The sequence below is a fragment of the Pseudomyxococcus flavus genome, from assembly GCF_050038885.1.
Taxonomy (GTDB): domain Bacteria; phylum Myxococcota; class Myxococcia; order Myxococcales; family Myxococcaceae; genus Myxococcus; species Myxococcus flavus.
Window position 1 is genome coordinate 894778 of the sequence record NZ_CP143624.1, and the last position, 22973, is coordinate 917750.

Here is a 22973-nt window from a genome sequence, read left to right on the forward strand (position 1 = left end):
TCTCGAAGGCGGGACGGCTAGAAACACTCCTTCCATGGCGCCTCCTGGCCTCTCTACCCCCTCTCCCCTGCCCTCCATTCCCGGAAGTGGGGGCGTATGTGTGAAGGTCGAGGGCCTGCGCCGCACCTTCCCAGGCAACCTCCCCGTGCTGTCGGGACTGGACCTGGACGTAGCGCCCGGTTCGTTCGTGGCGCTGCTCGGCCCCTCCGGATGCGGCAAGTCCACGCTGTTGCGGCTGGTGGCCGGGCTGGACCGCGCCGAGGCCGGCCACATCTCCTTCACCCCGACGCTGGAGCGCACCCAGGGCGAGCGAGCCCCCATTGCCTACGTCTTCCAGGACGCGCACCTGCTGCCCTGGCGCTCGGTGCTGGACAACGCGGCGCTGCCGCTGGAGCTGACCGGCGTGTCGAAGCCGGAGCGGCAGGCCGCCGCGCGCGCCGTGCTCGAGCAGGTCGGGCTCGGTGACGCCACCGACCGCTATCCCGCGGAGCTGTCCGGCGGCATGCGCATGCGCGTGTCCCTGGCACGCGCGCTCGTCACGCACCCCCGGCTGCTGCTGCTGGACGAGCCCTTCGCCGCCCTGGACGAGCTGACGCGCGGCCGGCTGGATGATCAACTCCGCGCGCTGTGGCGCAGGCTGGGGATGACCGTGCTCTTCGTCACCCACTCCATCTCCGAAGCCGCGTACCTCGCCGAGCGGGCCGTGGTCCTGTCACGACGGCCCGCGCGCGTGGTGCTGGACCGGACGCTGGAGCTGCCAGTGGAGCGCAGCGCGTCCCTGCGCACCGAGGCGTCCTTCGCCCGCGAGTCCCGCCTGCTCAGCGAGGCCCTGGAACAAGGAGAGCGCTGGTGAACCGCTCAACCCTTCGCGCGGCGGTCCCCCCGCTGGTGGCGCTCGTCGTCCTCCTGTCCCTCTGGGAGAGCACGGTGCGCCTGCTGGAGGTTCCGCGCTGGCTGGTGCCGCCGCCCTCGGCCATTGGTGCCGCGGGAGCCCAGGAGGCGTCGTCGCTCCTCGGCGCTGCGGTCACCACGGGCCGCTCCGCCCTGGTGGGCTTCGGGTTGAGCGCGGTCCTGGGGGTGCTCGTGGCCATCCTCCTGGCCTCCTCGCGGATGGTGGAGCGCGCCCTCTACCCCTACACCCTCTTCCTGCAGACAGTGCCCATCGTGGCCATCGCTCCCCTGCTGGTGCTGTGGTTCGGCCCGGGGCCCCGCGCCGTCGCGGTGTCGTCCTTCATCGTGTCTCTCTTCCCGGTCATCGCCAACACGCTCACCGGGCTGCGCTCGGTGGAGCCGTCGCTCCGGGACATGTTCCGCCTCTACGGCGCGCGGCGGCTCGCCACGCTGTGGAAGCTGGAGCTCCCCGCGGCGATGCCCCACCTGTTCACGGGGCTGCGCATCGCCTCGGGCCTGTCCGTCATCGGCGCCATCGTCGGTGAGTTCGTCGCCGGCTTCTCCGAGGGCACCGCGGGGCTGGGAATCCTCGTCCTGGGCGCGTACCGTCAGCTGCGCACGGATCTGCTGTTCGCCGCGGTGCTGGCGGCCTCGGGGCTGGGCCTGGTGTTGTTCGGCGCGGTGAGCCTCACCGGTGCCCGGCTGCTGCGGCGCTGGCACCCCTCGGCGCAGGGGACATGAATCGCTTGGGAAGGAGCTGAACGTGAGCGGACGCCTCTTGAGACTGTTGGGTTGCGCGGTGCTACTCGTGGCCGCGGGCGCCTGCTCGCGCCAGAAGGAGGAGCCCAAGCAGGGCGCCCAGGCCGCCCCGAAAGCCAGCGCCGCCCCCGCCAAGGTGAAGCTGGCGCTCAACTGGGTGCCGGAGCCCGAGTTCGGCGGCTTCTATGCGGCGCGGGAGTCGGGGGCCTTCGCCCGCCATGGGCTCGAGGTGGACATCCTCGGTGGCGGAGCGGGCGCCCCCGTGCCGCAGATGGTGGCCACCGGCCAGGCGGAGTTCGGCATCAGCGGCGCCGACGAGCTCCTCATCGCGCGAGCCCGGGGCCTGGACGTGCTTCCGCTGTTCGCGGTGTACCAGACCTCGCCGCACGCCATCATGGCCCACGCCTCTCGGGGGGCGAAGAACATCGCGGACGTGCTGTCCTCGGGCACGGTGGCGCTGGAGCCGGGCCTCTCCTACGTGGCCTTCCTCAAGAAGAAGTACAGCTTCGACAAGGTGAAGGTGGTGCCCTACGACGGGGGCGTCGCGCGCTTCCTGGCGGACCCGAACTTCGCCCAGCAATGCTTCGTCACCGCCGAGCCCATCGCCGCGAAGCGGCAGGGCGCCACGCCGGCGGTGTTCATGGTGGCCGACGAGGGCTTCAACCCGTACCTCGCCGTGGTCATCACCCGGCGCCAGTACTGGAAGGAGCAGCCCGAGCGGGTGAAGGCCTTCGTGGCGGCGGTGCGAGAGGGGTGGCGGGCCTACCTCGACAACGCGGGGCCCACCAACGCGGTGATGGGCAAGCTGAACGCGACGATGGACGCGGAGACGTTCGCGGCGGGGGCCGAGGCGCAGAAGCCGCTCATCGAGACGGAGGAGACGCGGGCCCGAGGACTGGGCACGATGAACCGCGAGCGGTGGGAGCAGCTGGCCCAGCAGCTCGTGGAGCTGGGCCTCATCGAGAAGGCGCCCTCCTCGGACGCTTTCCTGCTGCCGGAGTTCACCGGCTCACGCGACTGATTACTGCTGGGTGATGAGCTCCACGTACTCATCCGCGGAGATGGAGTTCCTCCACTTGGAGGAGAACCCCAACGCGTGCTGCGGGTTCACCACGCGGGGCGCGGCCGTCTTCGCCACGTCCAGGCGGGTGATTTCGTTCTGGAACAGGTCCAGGACCAGGCCGAACTGCTTCGCGGTGAGGTAGGCCCGGTTCATCACCTTCTCCACCATGTCCTCTCGCGTCAGCTCGTTGCGAGTGCTCTTGAGGGACTGCAGGAACCCGCGGAAGGTCTCCGCGTCCATCGCGTAGTGGCCGTGTCGCTGCATGGTGCAGCCCGGATCCTGGTTCGTTCCGCAGTCGCGGTAGGCGGGCTCGGGGGCGTATCCGACGTGCTGGACGGGGACCTCGCGCGGCGCGACTTCCTCGCGATGCTCACGGCGCTCCCTGCGCTCATGCCGCTCCCTGCGCTCATGCCGCTCGTGTGACGGAGGCGCTCCGGTCCCCGACACCTTGAGCTCCATGTGGGCGCCACCACCGCGAATCTCCATGTTGACGTTCGCTGCATCACCATCGGGCGACTCGCCCTCCACGGTAATGCGGGTCGACGGCATGGCCATGTCATCGGCCTGGATGCTCATTCCGACGTTTTGCGCGAAGGCATAGGAAACGGTGAACAGGGATGAGGCAAGCACTGCGCGAGCAATCGAGTTCATGGCGCTTTTCTTTCTGGATGAGAGGCCGGTGGGCAGCGCCAGGTCGTACGCCGCCATGTTCATGCCGTCCTCCCCCTGAGTCTGGGGGACACGGATGTCCCCCCTTGACTGAGGGAGACAGGCCGGACGGCGCCGTTGCATGAAATCGACCTGAGCCCCTTCGAAACGAAGTTCGCCGATGCTCGCGGCATCCTGGCGTTCCAGGCAGCGCGGTGCTCGAAATCTGGTACGGCGAGCGTGGGACCAGAATCGGACGAGGGCCAGCGGCTCCTGAGGGAGCTCGCCCAGTCCATCACGGCCGAGCTCTCACACGCGGCCTGGTACCGGTAGCCGCGGAGCCCACCTGCCCACGGAATCCGGGCAAGCTCAAGGCCCGTCGCGCTGGCGACGAGGCCCCGGACATCGGTCGCCTTCAGACGGCGCCTCCGACTCCCACTATACTGGGAACCTCGTCGGGCGAACCGTGGAGAGGTCAGCGTGTCGGTAACCAGGACTGTGCGGTGGGCCGTGAAGGAAGCGCCCGTGGTCCCCACGGGCCGTGCCCTGCAGTGCGCATGGCTCGCATGTGTGCTCCTCCTCGCGAATGCATCAGCGGCGCAGTCGATGGAGGACCGGGCCTACATCGGCATCACCACCGCACGGGGAACCCGGATTGGCACGCAGGGCGGGCGGCTGGACGACCGCCAGCAGCTGGATTTGCGCCTGCCCCTCCCGCCCGTCTTCCTGGGGCGGACGGTGCTGGTGCCCTCGCTGGGCTATGAGACGCGCTGGATGGGACTGGAGCAGCGCGGCCCACTCGCGAACGTGTCCGAGGAAGACCTGGGCCGGCGATTCCATCGCTTCAACCTGGGGCTCACGCTGATTCGTCCACTGGCGCCCCGGTGGATGCTGCTCTCGGGGGTGTCCGCGAACACGCACACGGACTTCAAGAGCGCGCTCGACTTCGGCCTGGATACGACGTGGGTGGGCTTCGCCATGGCGAACTACCTGATTGGCGGAGACCCGGGCGTGCGACTGACCTTCGGGCTTGTCGCGCTGTATCCATTCGACGTCACCCCCATCATCCCCATGATGGCCTTCACGTATCGCAAGGGCCCGTACATCCTGGAACTGGGCCTGCCACGGCTCACCGCGATGCTCAAGGTGGGCGAGGGCCTGGAGTTGGGCCTCAGCGGCATGTTCGATCAGCAGGTCTTCCGCCCCCGCCTCCCGGAGGGCGGACAACAACTCAATGCGCGCTACGTGAGGGAGACGGCGCTGCGTGTCGGGCCCACGGTGAATGCCCGCCTGGGCGGCGGCAGTCTCTGGCTGAGCACGTCCCTGGGGTTCGACTTCCTGAACGACTACACACTGCTCGACCGGAACCGGGACCGGCTGGAGCTGGGAAGTCACCAGTCCACGGGCCCGGCGCCCTACCTGCGGGTGTCGCTCGGGTGGCGTCCACCGAAGCGGGCTGCGGCGTCCACGCGACGGACGACATCGCCGGCGGGAAGCCCTCCCGCCTTTCAGGAGCGGCGCCCCCAGAGCGGTGAGCCTCCGCGATAATGCCTCGGCGCCGTTGCGAGGTCCTGCCCGGCAACGATGACGGCGCTCGTCACCTGCGCGCCCCGTCTCCTGCGCCGAAGCCACCACCGCGCCTGCGTGGCGCTCCGCCCGCGAGGCCTCAGTAATTCCAGGCGACGCAGTCGGTGGTCGTTCGGGTGACGAACTCCGCCAGCGTCCGCATGTTCCTGACGAACGTGGCCGTGTCCAGGTAGTCGCCGGGCGTCGCGCCGCTTCGAGGGCCACCCGGACTGTACGTCGTGAGCCACTTCTCGTTGTTCACGGCCGCGTCCACGGCCTGGGCCGTGTCGGCGCGGAGCTGGTGGCACGAGCGCTTCATCGCGCTCGTATCACTCGCCAGGCGGTCGTACTCCGCGCGAATCGCGGCGAGCTGCGATGGGACCTCCCACGCGTAGTTCTGGTAGGTCGGCGGGGCGGCGGAGAACCGGACCGGATAGCCGCCGGGCCTCACGGTGTAGAAGCCGATGTTCGATGGCGCGGTGTCATCGAGCTCGATGAAGCGGTTGATGAGCGTGTCGTTCGCGAAGTCGACGTCTTCGAGGTACGCGAGCGCCGTCCCGACCGCGTCGCGGTTCGCCGCGGCGCTGGGGTCGAGTTGATAAAGGCGAAGCAACGCCCACATGACGTCCTGGCTCTCCTGCCCCGCGATCGCCGGCGCCTCCCAGTTGCGCGCCCAGCGTGGCTGCATCTGGATGTCGTACTGCTGCGCCCAGGCAGGCTGGGGCTGTGGCATCTGCGCCCGACGCAGGAAGTCGCCGAAGGCGGTGAGCATGGACTGATAGGTCGCGGCCCGTGCCGGGTAGACCTCCCTTGCCCAGTACAGCATCTCCACGAAGGCCGTCGCGAGGTTGTCGTTCAGCGTCGGGTCGTCCCAGTATTCGGTGGTGTAGGCGTTCGCGTAGCAGTGGGCGAGGCCACACGAGGTCCCCACCGAAGGCGGATAGCTCGCGGAAATCGCCGGCCGCGCGGCGACGGGACCGGCGAACCCCTGGGGGAAACCACCATGCGTCGGGAACTGTGAGGCCTCTACCCTCGCGAGGGCATACGAGGACGCCTCGGAGATGGCCGCGTTCGCGAAGCCGAGGAGCTGGTCGGTGCGCATCATCGCGATGAGCGCGTTCTGGGTGACCTGGTCGTCGTAGACCGACATCGTGCAGCCGCCGCACCCGCAGCTTGCTGTCGTATTCCGGTAGCACGCCCTGAGGATCGGCGTGGGCTTGAAGTCCGCGTACAGCCGCCAGCCACCGGACTTGATCTGCCCGTGGCGCAGCGCCATCGCCGCGTCCAGTGCGTAGGTCTTGAGCGCGGGGGTGGCCGGGTCGGCGAGCGCGGCTTCGACGAAGGCAATCACCACGTCGGGGGTCCCCGGCGATTGGATCATGATCTGATCTTCGTCCAGCTGGATGTCGCCCCAGCGCTCACTCAAGTCGTTGGCGTTGTGATGCCACGCATAGCCGCCGTGGCGCGCGACCTGGTCGTGAAAGTACTTCGCCGCGTTCCGCATCCGGCCGAGCGCCTTCGCGCGAAGCGGCGTCACGGCCTCCTGGGTGGACTGGCCCAGTTCACTCTCCAAGTCCACGTCCGCAGGGATGCAGGCCAGTACCGAGAGAACAGGGACGAGAACCCGCACCATTCTATTTTTCATGAAATAGGCGACTAGCACGACTTACCCGTCCGCTGGAACTTCGCTTCGAGCCATGGGAGTGGCGAGGCGAGTCCCGAAGTCAGGCAATCGCTGCGGCGCGCCAGCAGGTTCTGTGTCACGCCTCGCCGGGTGGAAGCAGCGGAGGAATCACTTCTGCTCGAGCGACGGATGGGGGACGCTCTGGCGCTCCCCACGAACGGAGTCTGTGATGGCGTACATGCTGTTGATCATGGAGGAGGGCAGGCGCAAACGGAGCCGGACGCCCGAGGAAGGGCGCCGCGAGATGGAGCGGATGGTCGGCTTCGTCGAGGACCTCAAGGCCCGCGGGATATGGAAGGGCAGCGACTCGCTCCGGTCCGTTTCGGAGGGGGTGCGGATCGAGGTCCGCGGCGGCCAGCGCACCCTCCGCGATGGCCCGTTCGCCGAATCCAAGGAGATTGTCGGAGGCTACGTCCTCTTCGACTGCCCTACCCGGGAAGAGGCGCTCAAGATCGCCAGCGAGTGTCCCGCGGCCGAGTGGTCGACAGTCGAGCTGCGTGAAATCGGCGTCTGTTACGAGGAAGAGTGAAGCGCCGTCGATACAATCGAGGAGCACAGACCGATGAGGGCGCAGCACGCCCCACGTCGGCCAGCACGTGGACGCGCCCCACCCGATTCTCCGGTCCGTCGTGCGGCTTGAGCTGCGCGTTCACGTTCGCTACCGGACGGGCCCTCCTCCGGACCCGCCCTCCCCTGCCAGCGTCCCCTCAGCACCGGCGTGCAGCAGTTGCAACCTGAGGTCGACGTTCGTCTTGCCACACCTGGTGAGCCCCCGCCTTCTCACGAGGGAGCTGGGAAGCCGACACGTTCGGCTAATTCGCCGTCTCACCCGCCGCCGCCCCATCCTGAGCAGCGCTCGCGGCAGCCTGGGCAGCCTTCGCCTCGGCGAGCGTCTTCGCCTCGGTCTCGGAGAGGTTCTTCAACGTGGCGAGCCCCTCCTCGAAGCTCTTGCCCACCATCTGGTCCATGTCCATGAACACGGAGAATGCCTTGTGCATGAAGCCGTTCTGGCCGGACATCACCCAGGTGACCTTGGTGCCGTTATCGGCCCGCTCGAACCGGAAGACCGTGGCGTTGGTGGCCTCGAACGGCTTGATGAACTCGAGCTCGAGCTCGAGCTGCTCCGGAGGGTTGAGCGAGACAATCGTCATCTTGCCCTCGCCAGCATTGTCGCCACCGAGCCAGGCGACCGAGTGCCCCACCGTGGCGGGAGTGCCAGCGTAGGTATCCTTCCGGCTGGGGTCGGGCTTCAGGAACGGCGACCAGGTCCCCACCTTGTGGAAGTCGGCCACGAGTGCGAACACCACGTCGGCCGGCGCACTCACCGTGGTGGAACGCTCGACCTTGAAGGTGGACGGACGTGTCGCGATGAAACCGATGAACGCGACAAGGACAACGGCGAGACCGAGCAGGATCTTCATGAACATGTGGGACTCCTCCATTCGACTTCGTTTCCTGCTGCGTCGAACGAGCCCCGGAGAAATCGACACGCCGAAGATCTTTTCCCAAGGCCTCTCCAAGCACTTGAAATTAAAGGCGATTCACAAAGTCCTTCCCCAGCCGGGGACGTGGGCCCCGGAAGTCGCGCCACGATTTCTGGGGCGCCAGCGTCGCACTGCCGCGACGCGCCGTCGCTTGGTCCGCTGAAAAAACGTCGGCGCGCATCGCGCTTCCGTTGAGTGGAAGCACGTGCGCGCCGAGGTGGAGGAAGCCGAGTCGCTTCGCAGGCGGCTCAACGACTGACGAAGGCCTTCTCGATGAGGAAGTCGCCGCGCTCGTGTGAGTCGCCTTCCTGGAGGCCGAAGCCTTCGAGGATGGCCGAGGTCTCCTTGATCATCTCCTGGCTGCCGCAGATGACGACGCGGTCGTGCTCGGGGGAGAGCGGATTCGCACGAAGCATGGCGGTGATGCGGCCCTGATTCCGGAACGGTTCGCGCGTGACGGTCGGGTGATACGTCAGCTTCTCGCGCACGAGCTCGCCGAGGTACGGGTCGTTCGGCAATTGCTCTTCAAAGAATGCCGAGTACGAGAGGTCGGCCACGTGACGGACGCCGTGCACCACGGTGACGCGCTCGAAGCGCTCATAGGTCTCGGGGTCCTTCACCATGCTCAGGAACGGCGCGAGCCCGGTGCCGGTGGCGAGCATCCAGAGATGCCGGCCCGGCCTGAGGTTCGCGACGGTGAGCGTGCCCACCGCCTTCGTGCCCACGAGCAGCCGATCGCCCGGAGCAACCTTCTGCAGCCGCGAGGTGAGCGGCCCGTCTGGAAGCTTGATGGAATAGAACTCGAGCGTGTCGTCGTAGTTCGCGCTCGCCATCGAGTACGCGCGCATCAGCGGACGGCCATCGACCTCAAGGCCCATCATCACGAATTGACCGTTCTGAAATCGGAAGCCGCTGTCGCGCGTGCAAACGATGGAGAAGAGACGGTCAGACCAGTGCTGCACCGAAAGCACACGCTCAGTCGTGAAACCAGTAGCCATTGTTCAGCGGTCCTTCGAGGCGAAGTTCCAGTTCACGAGCGACGTCAAGAACACGTCGACGAACTTCGCGCGGAGGTTTTCGAACTTCATGGGGCCCCTATAGCCGCATGCCCGCCAGCCTGTCGCCTGTTTAGCTGGCGCATTGGAATAATACCAATACACTGGAAAACGGCCAACATCCACAGTGTAGACAAAATCCACACAACAGCATGCCACATAAGGGGGCAACCCGTCGGGTGCCGTCACGGCCCCGTCCGGCCATCAACCGTTGGCATGCAGGAAGATTCCCCCAGCCACGCACAGCGAGGCGGCGTGTCGCCGGCCTACTTGCTCGAGCCCCGGGCCGGCTGTCCGGGTAATGCAGTCAGCAGCCGGTCCACGGCATGGAACACTGCGGCGGCACTGGCTGGATGCCTCACGTAGGCTGCGGGATTCAGGTGGGAGAGCCGACCCACCAATGAATCCGGCCCGCTCACGTTCACCATGACGATGCGCGTGCCGATGCGCGCCGCGGACGTGAGGACGTCCAGGGCCGAGCTCGCATCGACGACGACGAGCGGCACGGGCGTGTCACTCTCCGTCACCACGCGGATGCCCTTCTGCGTGAACAACTCCGAGACGAGCGTCATCAGCCGCGCGTCCGAGAGGCGCACCAGGACGAGCGGGCGCGTCTCCACCTCCACGGCCTCCGCCGCCTTGGGAGCGGCGGTGGGGGTGTTGCCGAGCTCGCGTACGTCCGAGGTCAGCAGCTCCCGGACGTCCGTGCGCAGGACGTTGCGCACGCGCTTGAGCAGCGAGGCGTCCTTCACCAGCAACTCCTTCAGCCGGCGCTCACCGTCAGCCGGAAGCTGGGTGAAGGCCACGCCCATCCCTTCCTCGCGAGACCAGGCGACCTGGCCATGGGCGACGAGGAGCTCGGGAGCATCCGGCAGCTTGATTCGCAGCTCGAGCATGCTGCCCACCGGCAGCGCGCGCGGAGTGCGGATGGCCAGCCCCCCGGCACCGATGTTCTTGCTGAACGCGCGCACCACGTCGTCCTGAGTAGCGAACGACAGCTCGAGCACGGCGTCCGCCCTCGCGGGCCGGATGGGAAGAGCGCTCGCTTCGGGCGGGAGCGCCCCCAGCTCCAGGAGGACGTCCCGGAGCAGCTCGAGGCGCTGTTGCTGCTCGGCACTCAGGGCCTGCGACTGCTGCTGCCCCAGGAGGGCGGTGTACTCCTCGAGGGCGCGTGCTCTTGGGTTTCCCATGAGGGCGTTTATCCAGGGCGGCGATGGGCCTGTCGGCGGTCAGTGGACCTGGGGTAGCAGGCGGTCGGCAACGGAGACTCCGTCCCCAGGCTCAATGACGTGGACTTCAATCGCCTTGTGAACACCGCCCGCGATGAAATAGCCCACCCGCACCTCCCCGGTGTCGGTCAGCCGACCTCGCTGCTTCTCATCCTGCCAGTCGTAGTGGGTGCGGTCATCGATGCGGACGGTGACCTCGTCGCGCGTGGCGGTTTCTCGGATGACCAGGTGGTCCGCCCCCACTTCCACAACTCTCCCGCTGACCACCTTCTCCACTTTGTTCAGGTGCTCTTGCCCGCTCGGGTGCTGGGTCTGCATGGCGCTCCCATCGCGTCAGCCGTGTCTCCTGACGCCCATTCACCCCAGAAGGTGGAGCCGCCCCGCGCCTGGGCCAACAGGCCCCTGCCCCGGCACGACCGATGGAGCGGTCAGGGGCCGGGCCGAGAGGGCGTGGACGCAATCGGAATGTGTGCGCCCCCTGCGCCCGGAAGCGGAGCACCGCCCGGACGAGACCTGACCAGGCTGGACGAGCCCATTGCTTGATGCTCGACGCAGCACCACCGCCAGCGTCCGCTTCCTCATGCACGCCTCCCGGGGCGGTTGAGCGCAGCGTTCCGGCTGCCGATGGTGCGCCCCTTCCCAGCACCAGCCAGCGGCGGCGGGCGGTGGAAACGCGGCCCAGGCATGGACGGAAACCGGAGGGGACCCGATGAGCAGGAAGACGGATGAAGCGCTGGTGCAGCAGCTCGCGCAGGGCACGGGGCACGGGACCGTCAACGACGGGGCGCAGGGCGCGAAGGAGGACCTCCTGACGACGCGCCAGGGCCACCCCGTCTCCAACAACCAGAGCATGCGCACCGTGGGGCCGAGAGGGCCGACGACGCTGGAGAACTACCACTTCCTCGAGAAGATCACCCACTTCGACCGGGAGCGCATTCCCGAGCGCGTGGTGCATGCCCGCGGCGCCGGAGCCTACGGCTACCTCGAAGCCTACGGCACCGTGGGCGACGAGCCCGTGTCGAAGTACACGCGCGCGAAGCTCTTCCAGCAGAAGGGCAAACGCACGCCGGTGTTCGTGCGCTTCTCCTCCGTCATCCACGGCGGCCACTCCCCGGAGACGCTGAGGGACCCGCGCGGCTTCGCCGTGAAGTTCTACACGGAGGACGGCAACTGGGACCTGGTGGGCAACAACCTCAAGGTCTTCTTCATCCGCGACGCGATGAAGTTCCCGGACCTGGTCCACGCCTTCAAGCCCGACCCCGTCACCCACCGGCAGGACACCCGGCGCATCTTCGACTTCGTCAGCCTCTCGCCCGAGGCGCTGCACATGGTGACCTTCCTCTTCAGCCCCTGGGGAATCCCCGCCAGCTACCGCCACATGGAGGGCTCGGGCGTCAACACGTACAAGTGGGTCAACAGCCAGGGCGAAGCCGTCCTCGTGAAGTACCACTGGGTGCCCAAGCAGGGCGTGAAGAACCTGCTCCAATCGCAGGCCGAGACGATTCAGGCGAAGAACTTCAATCACGCCACGCAGGACCTGTACGAGGCCATCGAGCGGGGCGAGCCTCCCGAGTGGGAATTCTGCGTGCAGCTCATGAGCGACGGCGAGCACCCGGAGCTCGACTTCGACCCGCTCGACGCCACCAAGCTGTGGCCCGAGGACTCGTTCCCGCTGCGGCCGGTGGGGCGCATGGTGCTGGACCGCAACCCCGTGGAGTACTTCGCGGAAGTGGAGCAGGCCGCCTTCGGCACGGGCGTGCTGGTGGACGGCCTGGACTTCTCCGACGACAAGCTCCTGCAGGGCCGGACGTTCTCGTACTCGGACACGCAGCGTTACCGGGTGGGCGCCAACTACCTGGAGCTCCCCATCAACGCCCCGAAGCGGCCGGTGGCCAGCCACCAGCAGGGCGGGCAGATGGCCTACACGGAACCCACCGAGCGCACCCGCAACCCGCACGTCAACTATGAGCCCTCGGGGCTGGGCGGCTTGCGCGAGTCACCTCCGGACGGTCCGGACCACATGCCCTTCGTCTCGGGGAACCTGGTGCGGCAGAAAATCGATCGGCAGAACAACTACCGCCAGGCCGGTGAGCGCTTCCGCAAGTTCGAGGACTGGGAGCGCGACGAACTCATCGGCAACCTCGTCAAGGCGCTGAAGGGCTGCACGAAGGAAATCCAGGAGCGCATGCTCTGGCACTTCGGTCAGGCGGATGCGGAGTACGGGCGACGCGTGGCCGAGGGCCTGGGCATGTCCGTCCCGGGCACCCTCCCCGCCTCGCTGCGCGAGCGCCTGCGGCCAGAGGATGTCGCGGCCGCGGTGGGCGGGCCCGATCCGCAGGGCGACTCCATCACCTCGCCCAAGGCCACGGGGGAGGAGCCCACCGGGAAGCCCTGAGCGCCGTCCGGGCGTAGACCGACGAGAGGAGCAGGTTTCGGAGGAGGCCCCGGCATACGGGCTGTGGCTGACGGATGAAACCCCACGGTCGCAGCAGCTCGGGCTGAGGCCCCCAGGCTTCGCCCAGGCTCGCGGCAGCCGCGCCCGGCCCGTGCGGCGCATACGCGCCTTCCGCAGCGCCTCCTCCGGCGGTGGTGAGCGGCCACCGCGAGGTCCTGGCACTGCGTCCCGGCGACGCGCTCGGCGCGAAGGCCGTGCGGGCACGGTCCAGTGACAGCCCCTCAAGCGCGGCGATGCGCGCTTTCGTTTTCGTCCCTCAAATCCTGTCATTCCAAGACACAGCGGACACTGGAGACAGGAGTGCATTTTCTTTACCCGCACGAGCCAGCCAATCCGTGCGGGCGCGATATACATACAGTGCGCGATCGCCGCGCGTGGCTGGCAGGGAACGGGACACATCGAGCGGGCTCCACGCCCGCGCGGCAGCCAACTGCGCCTGCGACGATACATTTGCAACGCGCCTACACCACACACGTCGTGCGGGCCGTCCGGCAGGGCAGTTGGCCCCTCTTCTTCCCCCTCCACGGGTCGCGGCTGGCCCGATTCTCCCTCTGAGAATGAGCCCGCTCCAGCCCGAATCATACACACCCGGGCCGCGCTCCCGTGCCGCATGCTGGGAGTGAATCAATTTGTAATCAACCACGCTCCTGCTAATCGTCTCGATACATTCTTGCGAACAGGCCGTGACGAATGCGGCTCTCGTGACGGGCGCGGCGCGCACGGCACGGCGGCCCATGGGGGGTGGTGGTCCTGCTCGGGCAACCGGCAGCACGGCCCTCCATGGTGGAGGGCCACCTGCCTTGGAGGGGTGGCACGCATGACACGTGGTGCATCGCTGAAGAGAAGCTATTGGACCGTTGTTCCCACTCACGGCCGGAAGCGGGGCGTGATGCTGGGTGCGTTCCTGCTGGCGGGAGCAGCCTCGGCCGAGCTGCCGAACTACACGTTCCAGCTGCAAGCGCGCACCAACCTGGCCGTCAATACGGAGGAGGGCTCCTACAACGTCGAGCTGGGCAGCCTCCTCCCTGGCAGCTTCAGCATGCCCATCACCAAGGACCGGCAGGTGGGCTTCCAGCTCTCCATCACGCCGGAGGGACGCCCGGGCATCTGGTACGGCCAGAACGGCGAGGGCCGCCGCATCTACCTGCTCCCTGACGGCCTGGGGCCGGATGCCCACGTCGGCGAGGTCAGCCTCAACTCGCACCGGCAGGTGGTCTTCTCCGTCACCGGCACGAATGACGCGTCGAAGAACGGCATCTACGTGCTGAACGCGGCCGCGCCGGATGAGCCGGTGCAGATCGTCCGCTCGCCGCTGGGTTCCTCCAGCTGGTCCAGCCTGGTCATCAACGAGGCGGGACAGATGGCGGCCCGCGTCACGCTGAGCACGGGCTATGCCTACACGCTGTACACGCCCAACGCGACGGGTGGCTTCGACTCGAAGATTCTCGCGGCGGAGAAGTACGTCGACCCGAGCTACCCCTACACGTTCCTCTACTCCCCCGGCGCGAACGACCTGGGGCAGATGGCCGCGGCGGTGGACCTGCAGGCGCCCGACTCCGCCTGGTACCAGGAGCTGCGCATCTTCAATCCGGATGGGACCTCCCAGGCCATCGCGGACACCCGGGGTTACAACCCGGCCTCCAACATCTACCGCTTCGCCTCCGTCCAGCCCGCCATCAACAACCTGGGCCAGGTGGCCATCCAGGCCACGCTGCTGGATGACGCCGGACGGCGGGTCATCTCCATCCTCCTGTGGGATGGCAACGAGATGAAGGTGGTCGCGCAGGACGGAATGGCCGTGCCGGGCGAGCCCGGGGAGTCCATCGGGTCGATTGAGGCCTTCCCCCCCGACATCAACGACCGCGGACATGTGGTCTTCCGGGCCACGCGCAAGTCGGACGGGTTCCGCGCGGTGTGGCTGGGTGACGGAACGGACCTGAAGCGCGTGGTCACCGAGCACGACATCCTCCCCTCGGACAATGGGGACGCACGGGTGGACCAGGAGACGCCCTCCAACCCGGTGTTCGCCGGCACGCCGAACATCAACCGTGACAGCGACATCAGCTTCGGCGTGGGCCTGGCTCCGCCGGAGACGGACCAGGTGGAATGGGGCACCGCCCTCTACATCGCCCAGTCCTCGCTCTGGACGCCGGGTGAACCGGACGCGGGTACCGAGCCCGACGCGGGCACCGAGCCTGACGCGGGTACCGAGCCCGAGCCCGATGCGGGCACCGAGCCCGACGCGGGCACCGAGCCCGAGCCGGACGCGGGTACCGAGCCGGATGCGGGCACCACCCCGCCGGACGCGGGCTCGGGCACCACCGACCCGCAGCCCGAGTCGGACTCCGGCTGCGGCTGCCAGTCCACCTCGGCCGCCGGCCTCTGGCCCTTCGCGCTCGCGGGCATCGCGGCCCTGACGCGCCGCCGCTCGCTGAAGCGCCGCGAGCAGGCCCCGCGCGACTGACGTCCTTCTCGCTCCTTCCGCGGGAGCGCGTCCGAAGGCGGCGCGCCCCCGCAACCGCTTCGCCCATTCGGGGGCGCGGCCCGTCTGGGTCGCGCCCCCGTTGTCTCTCCCCTCCTCTCCGGAAGAACGATGCACCTCAGGAAGCAGTGGCTCACCCATGTCCTGCTGGCGTCATGTCTCGGCACCAGCGCCTCGGCCGCCCCACGGTCGAACTTCGACGCATTCCTCGCGCGGCCCGGCAGCAGGCCACTCGCCGTGGCCAATGAGCAGGCCCTCTCCCGTGGCCTGCGTGTCGAGCACACGGAGGCGCGGCTCGGCGTCCCCTCCGTCCTCTGGGCCGCGCAGTCTGGCCCGAGCCTGCAGACCGCGGCTCGCGCCGGCACTCGTCCCGAGGACGCCGCGCGCGCCTACCTGGGCCAGGTGGCGGACCTCTACCGGCTGAAGCGAGAGGACGTCTCCGCCGCGCCGTTGCAGGCCGTGCACCAGACGGGCAAGGGCGCCGTCATCGTGAGCTTCCGCCAGACGGTGGAGGACGTGGAGGTGTTCCGCAGCGAGGTGAAGGTGGTGATGACGCAGGCGCTCGAGCCCGTGGCCGTCACCGGCTACCTGGCGCCGAGCGAGCTCACCCTCTCGGCCCGGCAGCGCGCCGGCGCGAACGCCTTCCAGCTCTCCGCGGCGGACGCCGTGGCGGCGGCCTACTCGGACCAGAGCGGCACCACGCTGGGAGCGCACGCCTTCGTTCCAACGGACTCGCACGGCGGCTACACGCTGTTCGACTTCGAGCCCGGTGTGCGCACCGTGATGCCCGGCCAGCTCGTCGTCCCCGCGCGCGCGAAGAAGGTGTTCTTCACCCTCCCCGATGGCCTGCGGCCCGCCTGGTACGTGGAGGTCAACGCGGGGCCCAAGCGCAGCAAGGACTCGGACTACACCGCCTACGTCATCTCGGCCGTGGACGGCGCGGTGCTCTTCCGCAACGACCTGCGCGCCCACGCCGCGGAGCACACGTACCGCTACACCGTGTGGGCGGAGACGGCCGCACCGTACATCCCCTTCGACGGTCCCCAGGGGTCCGTCGGCTCGCCCTACCCCCGGCAGGAGCTGGACGGCTACGACGCGCCGCTGAACGTGGCCCCCAACGTCGTGGAGCTGCAGAACAGCCCCTTCTCGCGCAACGACCCGTGGCTGCCCGCCAACGCCACGCAGACGGTGGGCAACAACGTGGACGCCTACGTGGACCTGGCGTCGCCGGACGGCTACCAGCCCGGCGTGGACCTGCGCGCGGACATCACCGGTGAGCGCACCTTCGGCCACGTCTACGACCCCCAGCGCGCCCCGGGCTCCAGCATCGAGCAGATGAAGGCCGCGGTGGTGAACCTCTTCTTCCTCAACAACTTCCTGCACGACTGGTACTACGACGCGGGCTTCGACGAGGCCTCCGGCAACGCGCAGATGCAGAACTTCGGCCGGGGCGGCATCGAGGGTGACCCGCTGCGCGTCGAGGGGCAGGACTTCAACGGCCGCAACAACGCCAACATGGCCACGCCCGCGGATGGCACCTCGCCCCGCATGCAGATGTACGTCTTCGACGGCCTGCCCATCCTCGAGGTGACGGCTCCCGCCTCGCTGGCGCGCAGCTACGTGAACGTGGAGAGCATCTTCGGTGCCCAGGAGTACACGCTCGACGGCCCGGTGCGGGTGCTCGCGCCCACCGGCCGGACCCTCGGCTGCACGCCGTTCGAGGCGGGCACGTTCGACGGGCACGTGGCGCTGCTCGACCGCGGCACCTGCGACTTCACCACCAAGGCCCTGAACGCGCAGAACGCCGGCGCCATCGCGGTCATCGTGGCCAACACCAACGCGGGTGAGGGCCCCCTCTACATGGGCGGAGAGGACGCGCGCGTCACCATTCCCGCGGCCTCCATCTCCCGGGAGACGGCGGACCTCTGGAAGGCGGAGGTGGCCGCGAACGCGAGCACGCTCCAGGTGCACATGCACCGCTCCAAGGACCTGGACCGTGACGGCACGCTCGACAACACCATCATCGCCCACGAGTGGGGCCACTACATCAGCAACCGCCTGATTGGTAACGCCAACGGCCTCACCAACAACCAGGGCCGCTCCATGGGCGAGGGCTGGGCGGACGTGCACGCGCTGCTGATGATGGTGCGTGAAGGGGACGACTTCGCGCGCGGCGCCTACGCTGTCGGCGGCTACGTGTCCGGTGGCGGCGGCGGCGACGGCTACTACTACGGCGTGCGCCGTGCCCCCTACGCCACCGCCCCGACGCTGGCGGAGAGCCGCAACGCGCTGACCTTCCGGCACATCGCGAACGGCAATCCCCTGCCGACGAGCCACCCGCTCGCCTACGGGCAGACGGGCCTGGGCAACTCCGCCGTGCACAGCAGCGGCGAGGTGTGGGCGTCCATGCTGTGGGAGTGCTACGTGTCGCTCCTCCAGGCCCACCCGTTCCAGGAGGCCCAGGACCGCATGAAGCGGTACCTGGTCGCCGGCTACAAGGCCACGCCCGTCTCCCCCACCTTCCTCGAGGCGCGTGACGCGCTGCTCGCGGTCACCGCCGCGAGCGACCCGGCCGACTACCAGCGCTTCCTCCACGCCTTCGCCAAGCGCGGCGCCGGCATGGGCGCGAAGGCGCCGGACCGGGACTCCATGGACCACGTGGGCGTGGTGGAGAGCTTCGATGCGGGCAACCTCATCGAGGTCGCCTCCCTGAAGCTCGACGACTCCCTGGAGGGTTGCGACCGGGACGGCGTGCTCGACGTGGGCGAGACAGGCCTGCTGCGCGTGAGCGTGCGCAACGTGGGCAGCGGCCCGTTGGGTGGCTTCTCCGGCAGCGTCTCCACCACCAGCAGCACGGCCACGCTGGAGTTCCCCTCCGGCAACACCCTGACCTTCAGCTCGATGGACCGCGGCGGCACGGCCACCGCCACCGTTCCGGTGAGGCTGGTCGCCGCGCAGCCGAACGCGCACGCCGGCCTGAGCATCACCTTCGACGAGCCCTCGCTCCCCGCCAGCGCGAGGAGCACCACGTATGACCCGCGCGTGAACTACGACGAAGTTCCCGGCGCGATGGCCGAGGACGACTTCGAGGGCGCCCTGTCCTCGTGGACCTCGTCCACCTTCCTCAACCCCTACGGCGAGCCGGACTGGAAGGTGCAGGGCCCGGAGGGTGCGCGGTACATGCACGCGCCCAACCCGGCGGTGCAGGCGGACCTCCTCCTCGTCTCCCCGTGGCTGAAGGTGAAGGAGAGCGGCGCCTTCACGTTCAGCTTCCGCTACCGCCACTCGTTCGAGTCCGAGCTCTACACGGGCGGCTCCATCGCCCCGTACTACGACGGCGCCGTCCTCGAGTTCACGTACGACGGTCTGCAGTGGTACGACATCTCCGCGCTGGGCGTCAGCTCCATCTACTCCGTCGACCCGTTGACCGGCGCCGTGGGCTACATCGAGCAGGGTCCCAACTCGCTGATGTACCGCAACGCGTGGGTGGGCCAGAACGTCACGGAGGAGAACGGCCAGACGGTGCGCTTCCCGGAGTGGTCCACCGTCGAGCTGCGGCTGGCGGACCTGCTCGCCGGCAAGAACGTCCAGTTCCGCTTCCGCATCGGCACCGACACCCTGGTGGGCGCGTACGGCTTCGACCTGGATGACGTGCGCTTCACCAACGTGGAGCGCATGCCCTTCGGCGGCCGCGTGGACGAGCAGGGCGACGGCACCACCTGCAACCAGCGGCCGGTGGCCAACGCCGGGCGAGACCTCGGCAGCCCCACCGCCCCGGTGCTCGAGCGCGTGAGGAACCCCGAGACGGGCGCGCTGGAGCTCGTGCGCCACACGCTGGACGGTACCGCCAGCTATGACCCCGAGGGCCAGCCCCTGACCTACCACTGGACGCAGGTGAGCGGTCCGGCGGTCACCCTGGCGGACGCGGACACGGCCACCCCGTCGTTCACGGCGGATGTGCCAGAGGACTCGATTCTGACGTTCCAGCTCGTGGTGCGCGACGGCGTGGAGACGAGCATGGCGCGTCAGGTCCAGGCCTGGGTGCTCAACGTCAACCGTGCGCCCATCGCGGTGGTGACGGCTCCCGCGGAGGTGGCGGAGTTCTCCACGGAGCCCGTGACGTTGGACGCTCGTGGCTCGAACGACCCGGACGGGGAGCTCATCACCTACAAGTGGACGCAGACCTCCGGCCCCACCGTCGCGCTCAAGGCGGGCTTCGGCGCCACGCCGAGCTTCACGGTGCCCGAGGTGGCCGCCGACACGCAGCTCACCTTCACGCTGGTCGTGAACGACGGCAGGACCCAGAGCAATACGGCCACCGCGACGGTGATGGTGCGCAACGTCGACCAGGCCCCCGTGGCGGAGGCCGGCTCGGACCAGGTGGTGGACCCGCTGACCACCGCGAGCCTCAGCGCGACGGCGGTGGACCCGGACGGGGATGCCGTCACCTGGACGTGGCGCCAGGTGGAGGGCCCGACGGTGGAGCTGCAGGGGGCCGACACGGCCACCCCGTCGTTCACCGCTCCCGAGGTGCGGGCGGAGACGGTGCTGCGCTTCGAGGCCATCGCCAGCGCGAACGGGCTGTCCAGCGCCCCGGTGACGGCGACGGTGACGGTGCGGCACGCCAACAAGGCGCCGCTGGCCCTTCCGCGGCTGGTGGGTGACGCGCGGTCGGGCAAGGAGGTGACGCTCGACGCGTCCGCCTCCAGCGACCCGGATGGAGATGCCCTCACCTTCGCGTGGAAGCAGGTGGACGGCCCGACCGTCACGCTCTCCGCGTCCGAGGGTGCGCAGGTGACGTTCCGCGCGCCCGAGGTGTCGCAGGCCGTGACGCTGCACTTCGAGCTCACCGCGACGGACGCTCGCGGCGGCGCCAGCACGACGGTGCTCGGGGTGACCGTGCAGCCGTCGTCGAGCGACTCCTCCGGCGGCTGCTCCAGCACGGGCGGCTCGTCGCCAGCGCTGCTGTTCTCCCTGCTCGGGCTGCTCGCCGGGGCTGTTCGCAACCGGCGCCGCGAGTAGTTGCAGTTCATCCGCCCTGTCGCGGTGGAGGGATTCACCCCTCCGCCGCGACAGGCCGCGGTGAAGCAGGCTTGAGTGGATTGGGGCGCGGGGTTTTCCGCCCGCGCCCCTTCAGCCCTTCACGCCTGCGGCTCCGCTCTCCAATCGTCGACACGCGTGCAGCCCGCCAGTCCGGCGGCTTGGCCTCATGTACGTCGAGGCGCGGGTCGTCTCCCCCTCAGCCCTCCAGGCCTGAGGCGCTCCATCCCGTGCGTTGAGCCGCGCTCCGCGTCCTCGGACACCTCTGTGCGAGGCGCCCCCACGAAAGAGGGCCGCGCCCCCTGGATGGGAACGCGGCCCTCGAGACTTCAGTGACGCATTGCCGGTCTGACTACGGCCGGGCCGGGTTCTCCTCGCCGAAGCTGGACGTCTCCGCGGCGGCCCAGTCCGCCACCGAGTGGGTGTCCGCCCCCGAGTAGCGGAACACGCTCTTGGTGTTCGCATCCACCACGCCCCAGTCCACCGACACGTCGAGCGCCGTCAGTGGAGCGCTGTCGTAGGTGCACGCCACCGGGGTGGCCGTCTCACCCCGGCAGTCCACCGGGCTCCAGTGGCCCTCCGCCTGCGCGGCCTGGAGGACAACGGGGTAGGCAGCCGGGCGGGTGGTGGTCATGCTCTTGTGGGAGAAGGCCACCACGTCCTGCGTTTCGCCCTGGGGATTCGCGATGCGCAGCAACCGGTCATTGAAGGTCGGATGGCTGCTGGTCCCCGTCACGACGTCCCACGCTCCGGGGTAGAACGTCTCGTACGTCTTCTCGTCCTTGGCCAGCATGTCGTTGCCCGCCGCGAGCTCGGCGGAGTTCGGACGGAAGTGGATGACGATGAGGTCGCCCGCGGCGACCGTCACGTCCGGCAGGGTCGCCAGCCGGGACACACTGGAGGCCTCCTCGGTGAGCGTGATGCCCTCGATGGCGCCACCCGTCACGGCCTTGAGCTCGATGAGGTCGCGGTTGTTCGTCGCCGAGACGCCCGTCGTGATGTTCGGGTTCACCTCGTTGATGACGAGCAGCGCCGGCACCCGGTAGCCCTTGAAGGTGGCCGTCCCGCTCACGCTGACCCCGGTGTAGCTCTTCACCGACGGGTCCACGGTCAGCGTGTACTGCGTGCCGGGCTCCTGCGCGGTCGTGGTGAGCACGAGCGTCTTCTCGTCGAGCGTGTAGGCCGAGGCGGCCAGCCCGCTGTCGCCGAAGGTGAACTGGGTCGCCACGTCGGTGATGGTGCTCGGGTCGATGCCGGGCTCGAAGGTCACCCGCAGCTGCGTGGGCGACAGCGGAACCACGGTCTGCACCTTCAGGGTGACGGCCGTCTCCGAGCAATCCACCGAGAAGTCCGACAGCGAGAAGGCCGTCACCAGGGGCATGGGGTAGTACGGCGTCTGGGGGTTGGGGGTGTTCGCCGCGTCGTCGTAGCGCCACATCACGCCCGCCTGGACGGAGACGAGGCAGTTCAACCCGACGCCAACGAGGTCGGCCAGCTCGGTGGGCATGCGCAGCCGCGGCCCCATGCCGCCCGTGAGGGTGGTCCCGTCGATCGCGAACTGCGCGGCCTTGTACCCGGTGCCCGCCTGCCGACCGGTGCCCGCCGTGGTGGTCACCTTGCCAGTCACCCGGACGAGCCGGCTCTCGTAGGTGTCGATGTTCACCACCACGTCATCGGTGACGTGCGTCACCAGGCCGCCGTCCTCCGCTGGCTTCCGCACGGGGTGGCCCGAGCTCAGCTTCTGGAAGTCGGAGATGACGCTCGCGGTGCCCAGCTTGTAGTCCGCGGCGGCGTTGCCAGACTGGAGGATCTTCGTCACGACCTTGAAGGAGACCCGGTCCCCCACGGCCACCTGCACCTCGTCGGAGTGGCTGACGAACAACGCGGGGCCTTGTGCCTGGGCCTGCACGAAGAAGCCGCGGGGCTCAGCGGTAGTCGGAGTGATGGCGGTGACGAAGGCGCCGTGGATGGCCAGCGGCTCGGCCTGGTCGCCCGTGGGGGCCGCGTGGAAGGCCGCAATCTGGGCGCTCGCCTCGTCGAGCCCCGTCAGCGCCTCGCACCTTCCCGCCGCGTTGCAGCTCTGCTGCGCGGTGCACTGGCTGTTGTCGATGCACTCCACGCACTCGCCCTGGCCGTTGTCCCGGGCGGCGTCGCACAGCGGCGTCTCACCGCCGCACTGAGCGTTCTCGGCGCAGCCGCACACGTTGTTGTCGCTGCACACCGGCTGGGCGCCGCTGGCGCAGTGGCTGTTCTCCAGGCACTCCACGCACACCCCCGGGGACCCGGACTTGCACTGCGGCGTGCCCTCGGCACACTCGGCGTTGGTGCTGCAGCCCTCGCACACGCCGAGACCGCCATTGCCGTCGGCGTTGCAGACCTGGCCCGGCAGGCATCCCTGGGTGCTGTCGTCGGTGCCCGCGAGGCACGTCTTGCAGCTCTTGCTGGTGAGGTCACAGACCGGGGTATCACCACCGCACTGCGCGTCACTCAAGCACTGGACGCACGCACCCCGTCCGTTGTCCGCCGTCTCGTCGCATACGGTACCGCTGCCGCACCCGGCAGCGCAGGGAGAGTCGTCGGGCACGCACTTCTCCTCGACGCACACGTACGGGGTCTC

At 68.8% G+C, this 22973-nt stretch carries 15 protein-coding genes; 8 read left to right on the forward strand and 7 right to left on the reverse strand.

Annotated elements, in window-relative coordinates:
* Positions 1–100 precede the first annotated feature (100 nt).
* From VZL07_RS03625 to VZL07_RS03635, 3 genes are read left to right on the forward strand one after another with little or no spacing between them, the layout of a single operon-like run.
* Complete coding sequence (locus VZL07_RS03625; RefSeq protein ID WP_426753926.1) at positions 101–853, forward strand: ABC transporter ATP-binding protein; 753 nt, start codon at positions 101–103, stop codon at positions 851–853.
* On the forward strand, positions 850–1632 hold the full coding sequence (locus VZL07_RS03630; RefSeq protein ID WP_426753927.1) for an ABC transporter permease: 783 nt from the start codon (positions 850–852) through the stop codon (positions 1630–1632). Before VZL07_RS03625 ends, VZL07_RS03630 begins: the two co-directional genes overlap by 4 nt.
* Positions 1633–1654: 22 nt before the next feature.
* Positions 1655–2671, forward strand: coding sequence for an ABC transporter substrate-binding protein (locus tag VZL07_RS03635; protein ID WP_426753928.1), 1017 nt, complete (start codon positions 1655–1657; stop codon positions 2669–2671).
* Here VZL07_RS03635 and VZL07_RS03640 read toward each other — a convergent pair whose 3' ends face one another.
* Positions 2672–3427 carry a DUF4476 domain-containing protein gene (locus VZL07_RS03640; protein ID WP_426753929.1) on the reverse strand — a complete coding sequence of 252 codons (756 nt, stop codon included), beginning with the start codon at positions 3425–3427 and terminating at the stop codon, positions 2672–2674.
* A gap of 444 nt (positions 3428–3871) precedes the next feature.
* Here VZL07_RS03640 and VZL07_RS03645 point away from each other — a divergent pair, with 444 nt between their 5' ends.
* A complete protein-coding gene (locus VZL07_RS03645) occupies positions 3872–4909 on the forward strand; it encodes a hypothetical protein (RefSeq protein WP_426753930.1) in 1038 nt (345 codons plus the stop codon).
* A gap of 118 nt (positions 4910–5027) precedes the next feature.
* Here the strand turns inward: VZL07_RS03645 and VZL07_RS03650 are convergent, their stop codons facing one another.
* Positions 5028–6506, reverse strand: a complete 1479-nt coding sequence (locus VZL07_RS03650) for a pectate lyase (protein ID WP_426753931.1) — start codon at positions 6504–6506, stop codon at positions 5028–5030.
* A gap of 274 nt (positions 6507–6780) precedes the next feature.
* Between VZL07_RS03650 and VZL07_RS03655 the strand changes: the two genes are divergently transcribed.
* Positions 6781–7140, forward strand: coding sequence for a YciI family protein (locus tag VZL07_RS03655; RefSeq protein WP_426753932.1), 360 nt, complete (start codon positions 6781–6783; stop codon positions 7138–7140).
* 283 nt (positions 7141–7423) lie between these two features.
* Here the strand turns inward: VZL07_RS03655 and VZL07_RS03660 are convergent, their stop codons facing one another.
* The 4 genes from VZL07_RS03660 to VZL07_RS03675 all read right to left on the reverse strand — a co-directional run bounded on the left by VZL07_RS03660 (position 7424) and on the right by VZL07_RS03675 (position 10697).
* Positions 7424–8032, reverse strand: a complete 609-nt coding sequence (locus VZL07_RS03660) for an SRPBCC family protein (protein ID WP_426753933.1) — start codon at positions 8030–8032, stop codon at positions 7424–7426.
* A 311-nt stretch (positions 8033–8343) separates the two neighbouring features.
* Positions 8344–9093, reverse strand: coding sequence for a ferredoxin--NADP reductase (locus VZL07_RS03665; protein ID WP_426753934.1), 750 nt, complete (start codon positions 9091–9093; stop codon positions 8344–8346).
* A 323-nt stretch (positions 9094–9416) separates the two neighbouring features.
* Positions 9417–10340 (reverse strand): PilZ domain-containing protein, encoded by a 924-nt coding sequence (locus VZL07_RS03670; protein WP_426753935.1) that lies wholly within the window; start codon positions 10338–10340, stop codon positions 9417–9419.
* A 39-nt stretch (positions 10341–10379) separates the two neighbouring features.
* Positions 10380–10697 (reverse strand): hypothetical protein, encoded by a 318-nt coding sequence (locus tag VZL07_RS03675; RefSeq protein WP_426753936.1) that lies wholly within the window; start codon positions 10695–10697, stop codon positions 10380–10382.
* 391 nt (positions 10698–11088) lie between these two features.
* Here VZL07_RS03675 and VZL07_RS03680 point away from each other — a divergent pair, with 391 nt between their 5' ends.
* From VZL07_RS03680 to VZL07_RS03690, 3 genes are all read left to right on the forward strand, one after another.
* The gene (locus VZL07_RS03680) at positions 11089–12774 is read left to right on the forward strand and encodes a catalase (protein WP_426753937.1); all 1686 of its coding nucleotides are present in this window, start codon (positions 11089–11091) and stop codon (positions 12772–12774) included.
* 949 nt (positions 12775–13723) lie between these two features.
* The gene (locus VZL07_RS03685; protein WP_426757227.1) at positions 13724–15298 is read left to right on the forward strand and encodes an MXAN_5453 family MXYO-CTERM-anchored protein; all 1575 of its coding nucleotides are present in this window, start codon (positions 13724–13726) and stop codon (positions 15296–15298) included.
* Between the two features lie 129 nt (positions 15299–15427).
* Entirely contained in the window at positions 15428–20338 is a 4911-nt protein-coding gene (locus tag VZL07_RS03690; RefSeq protein ID WP_426753938.1) for a myxosortase-dependent M36 family metallopeptidase, read from the forward strand.
* A gap of 370 nt (positions 20339–20708) precedes the next feature.
* Here the strand turns inward: VZL07_RS03690 and VZL07_RS03695 are convergent, their stop codons facing one another.
* Positions 20709–22940, reverse strand: coding sequence for an Ig-like domain-containing protein (locus tag VZL07_RS03695; protein WP_426753939.1), 2232 nt, complete (start codon positions 22938–22940; stop codon positions 20709–20711).
* Between the last annotated feature and the right edge of the window lie 33 nt (positions 22941–22973).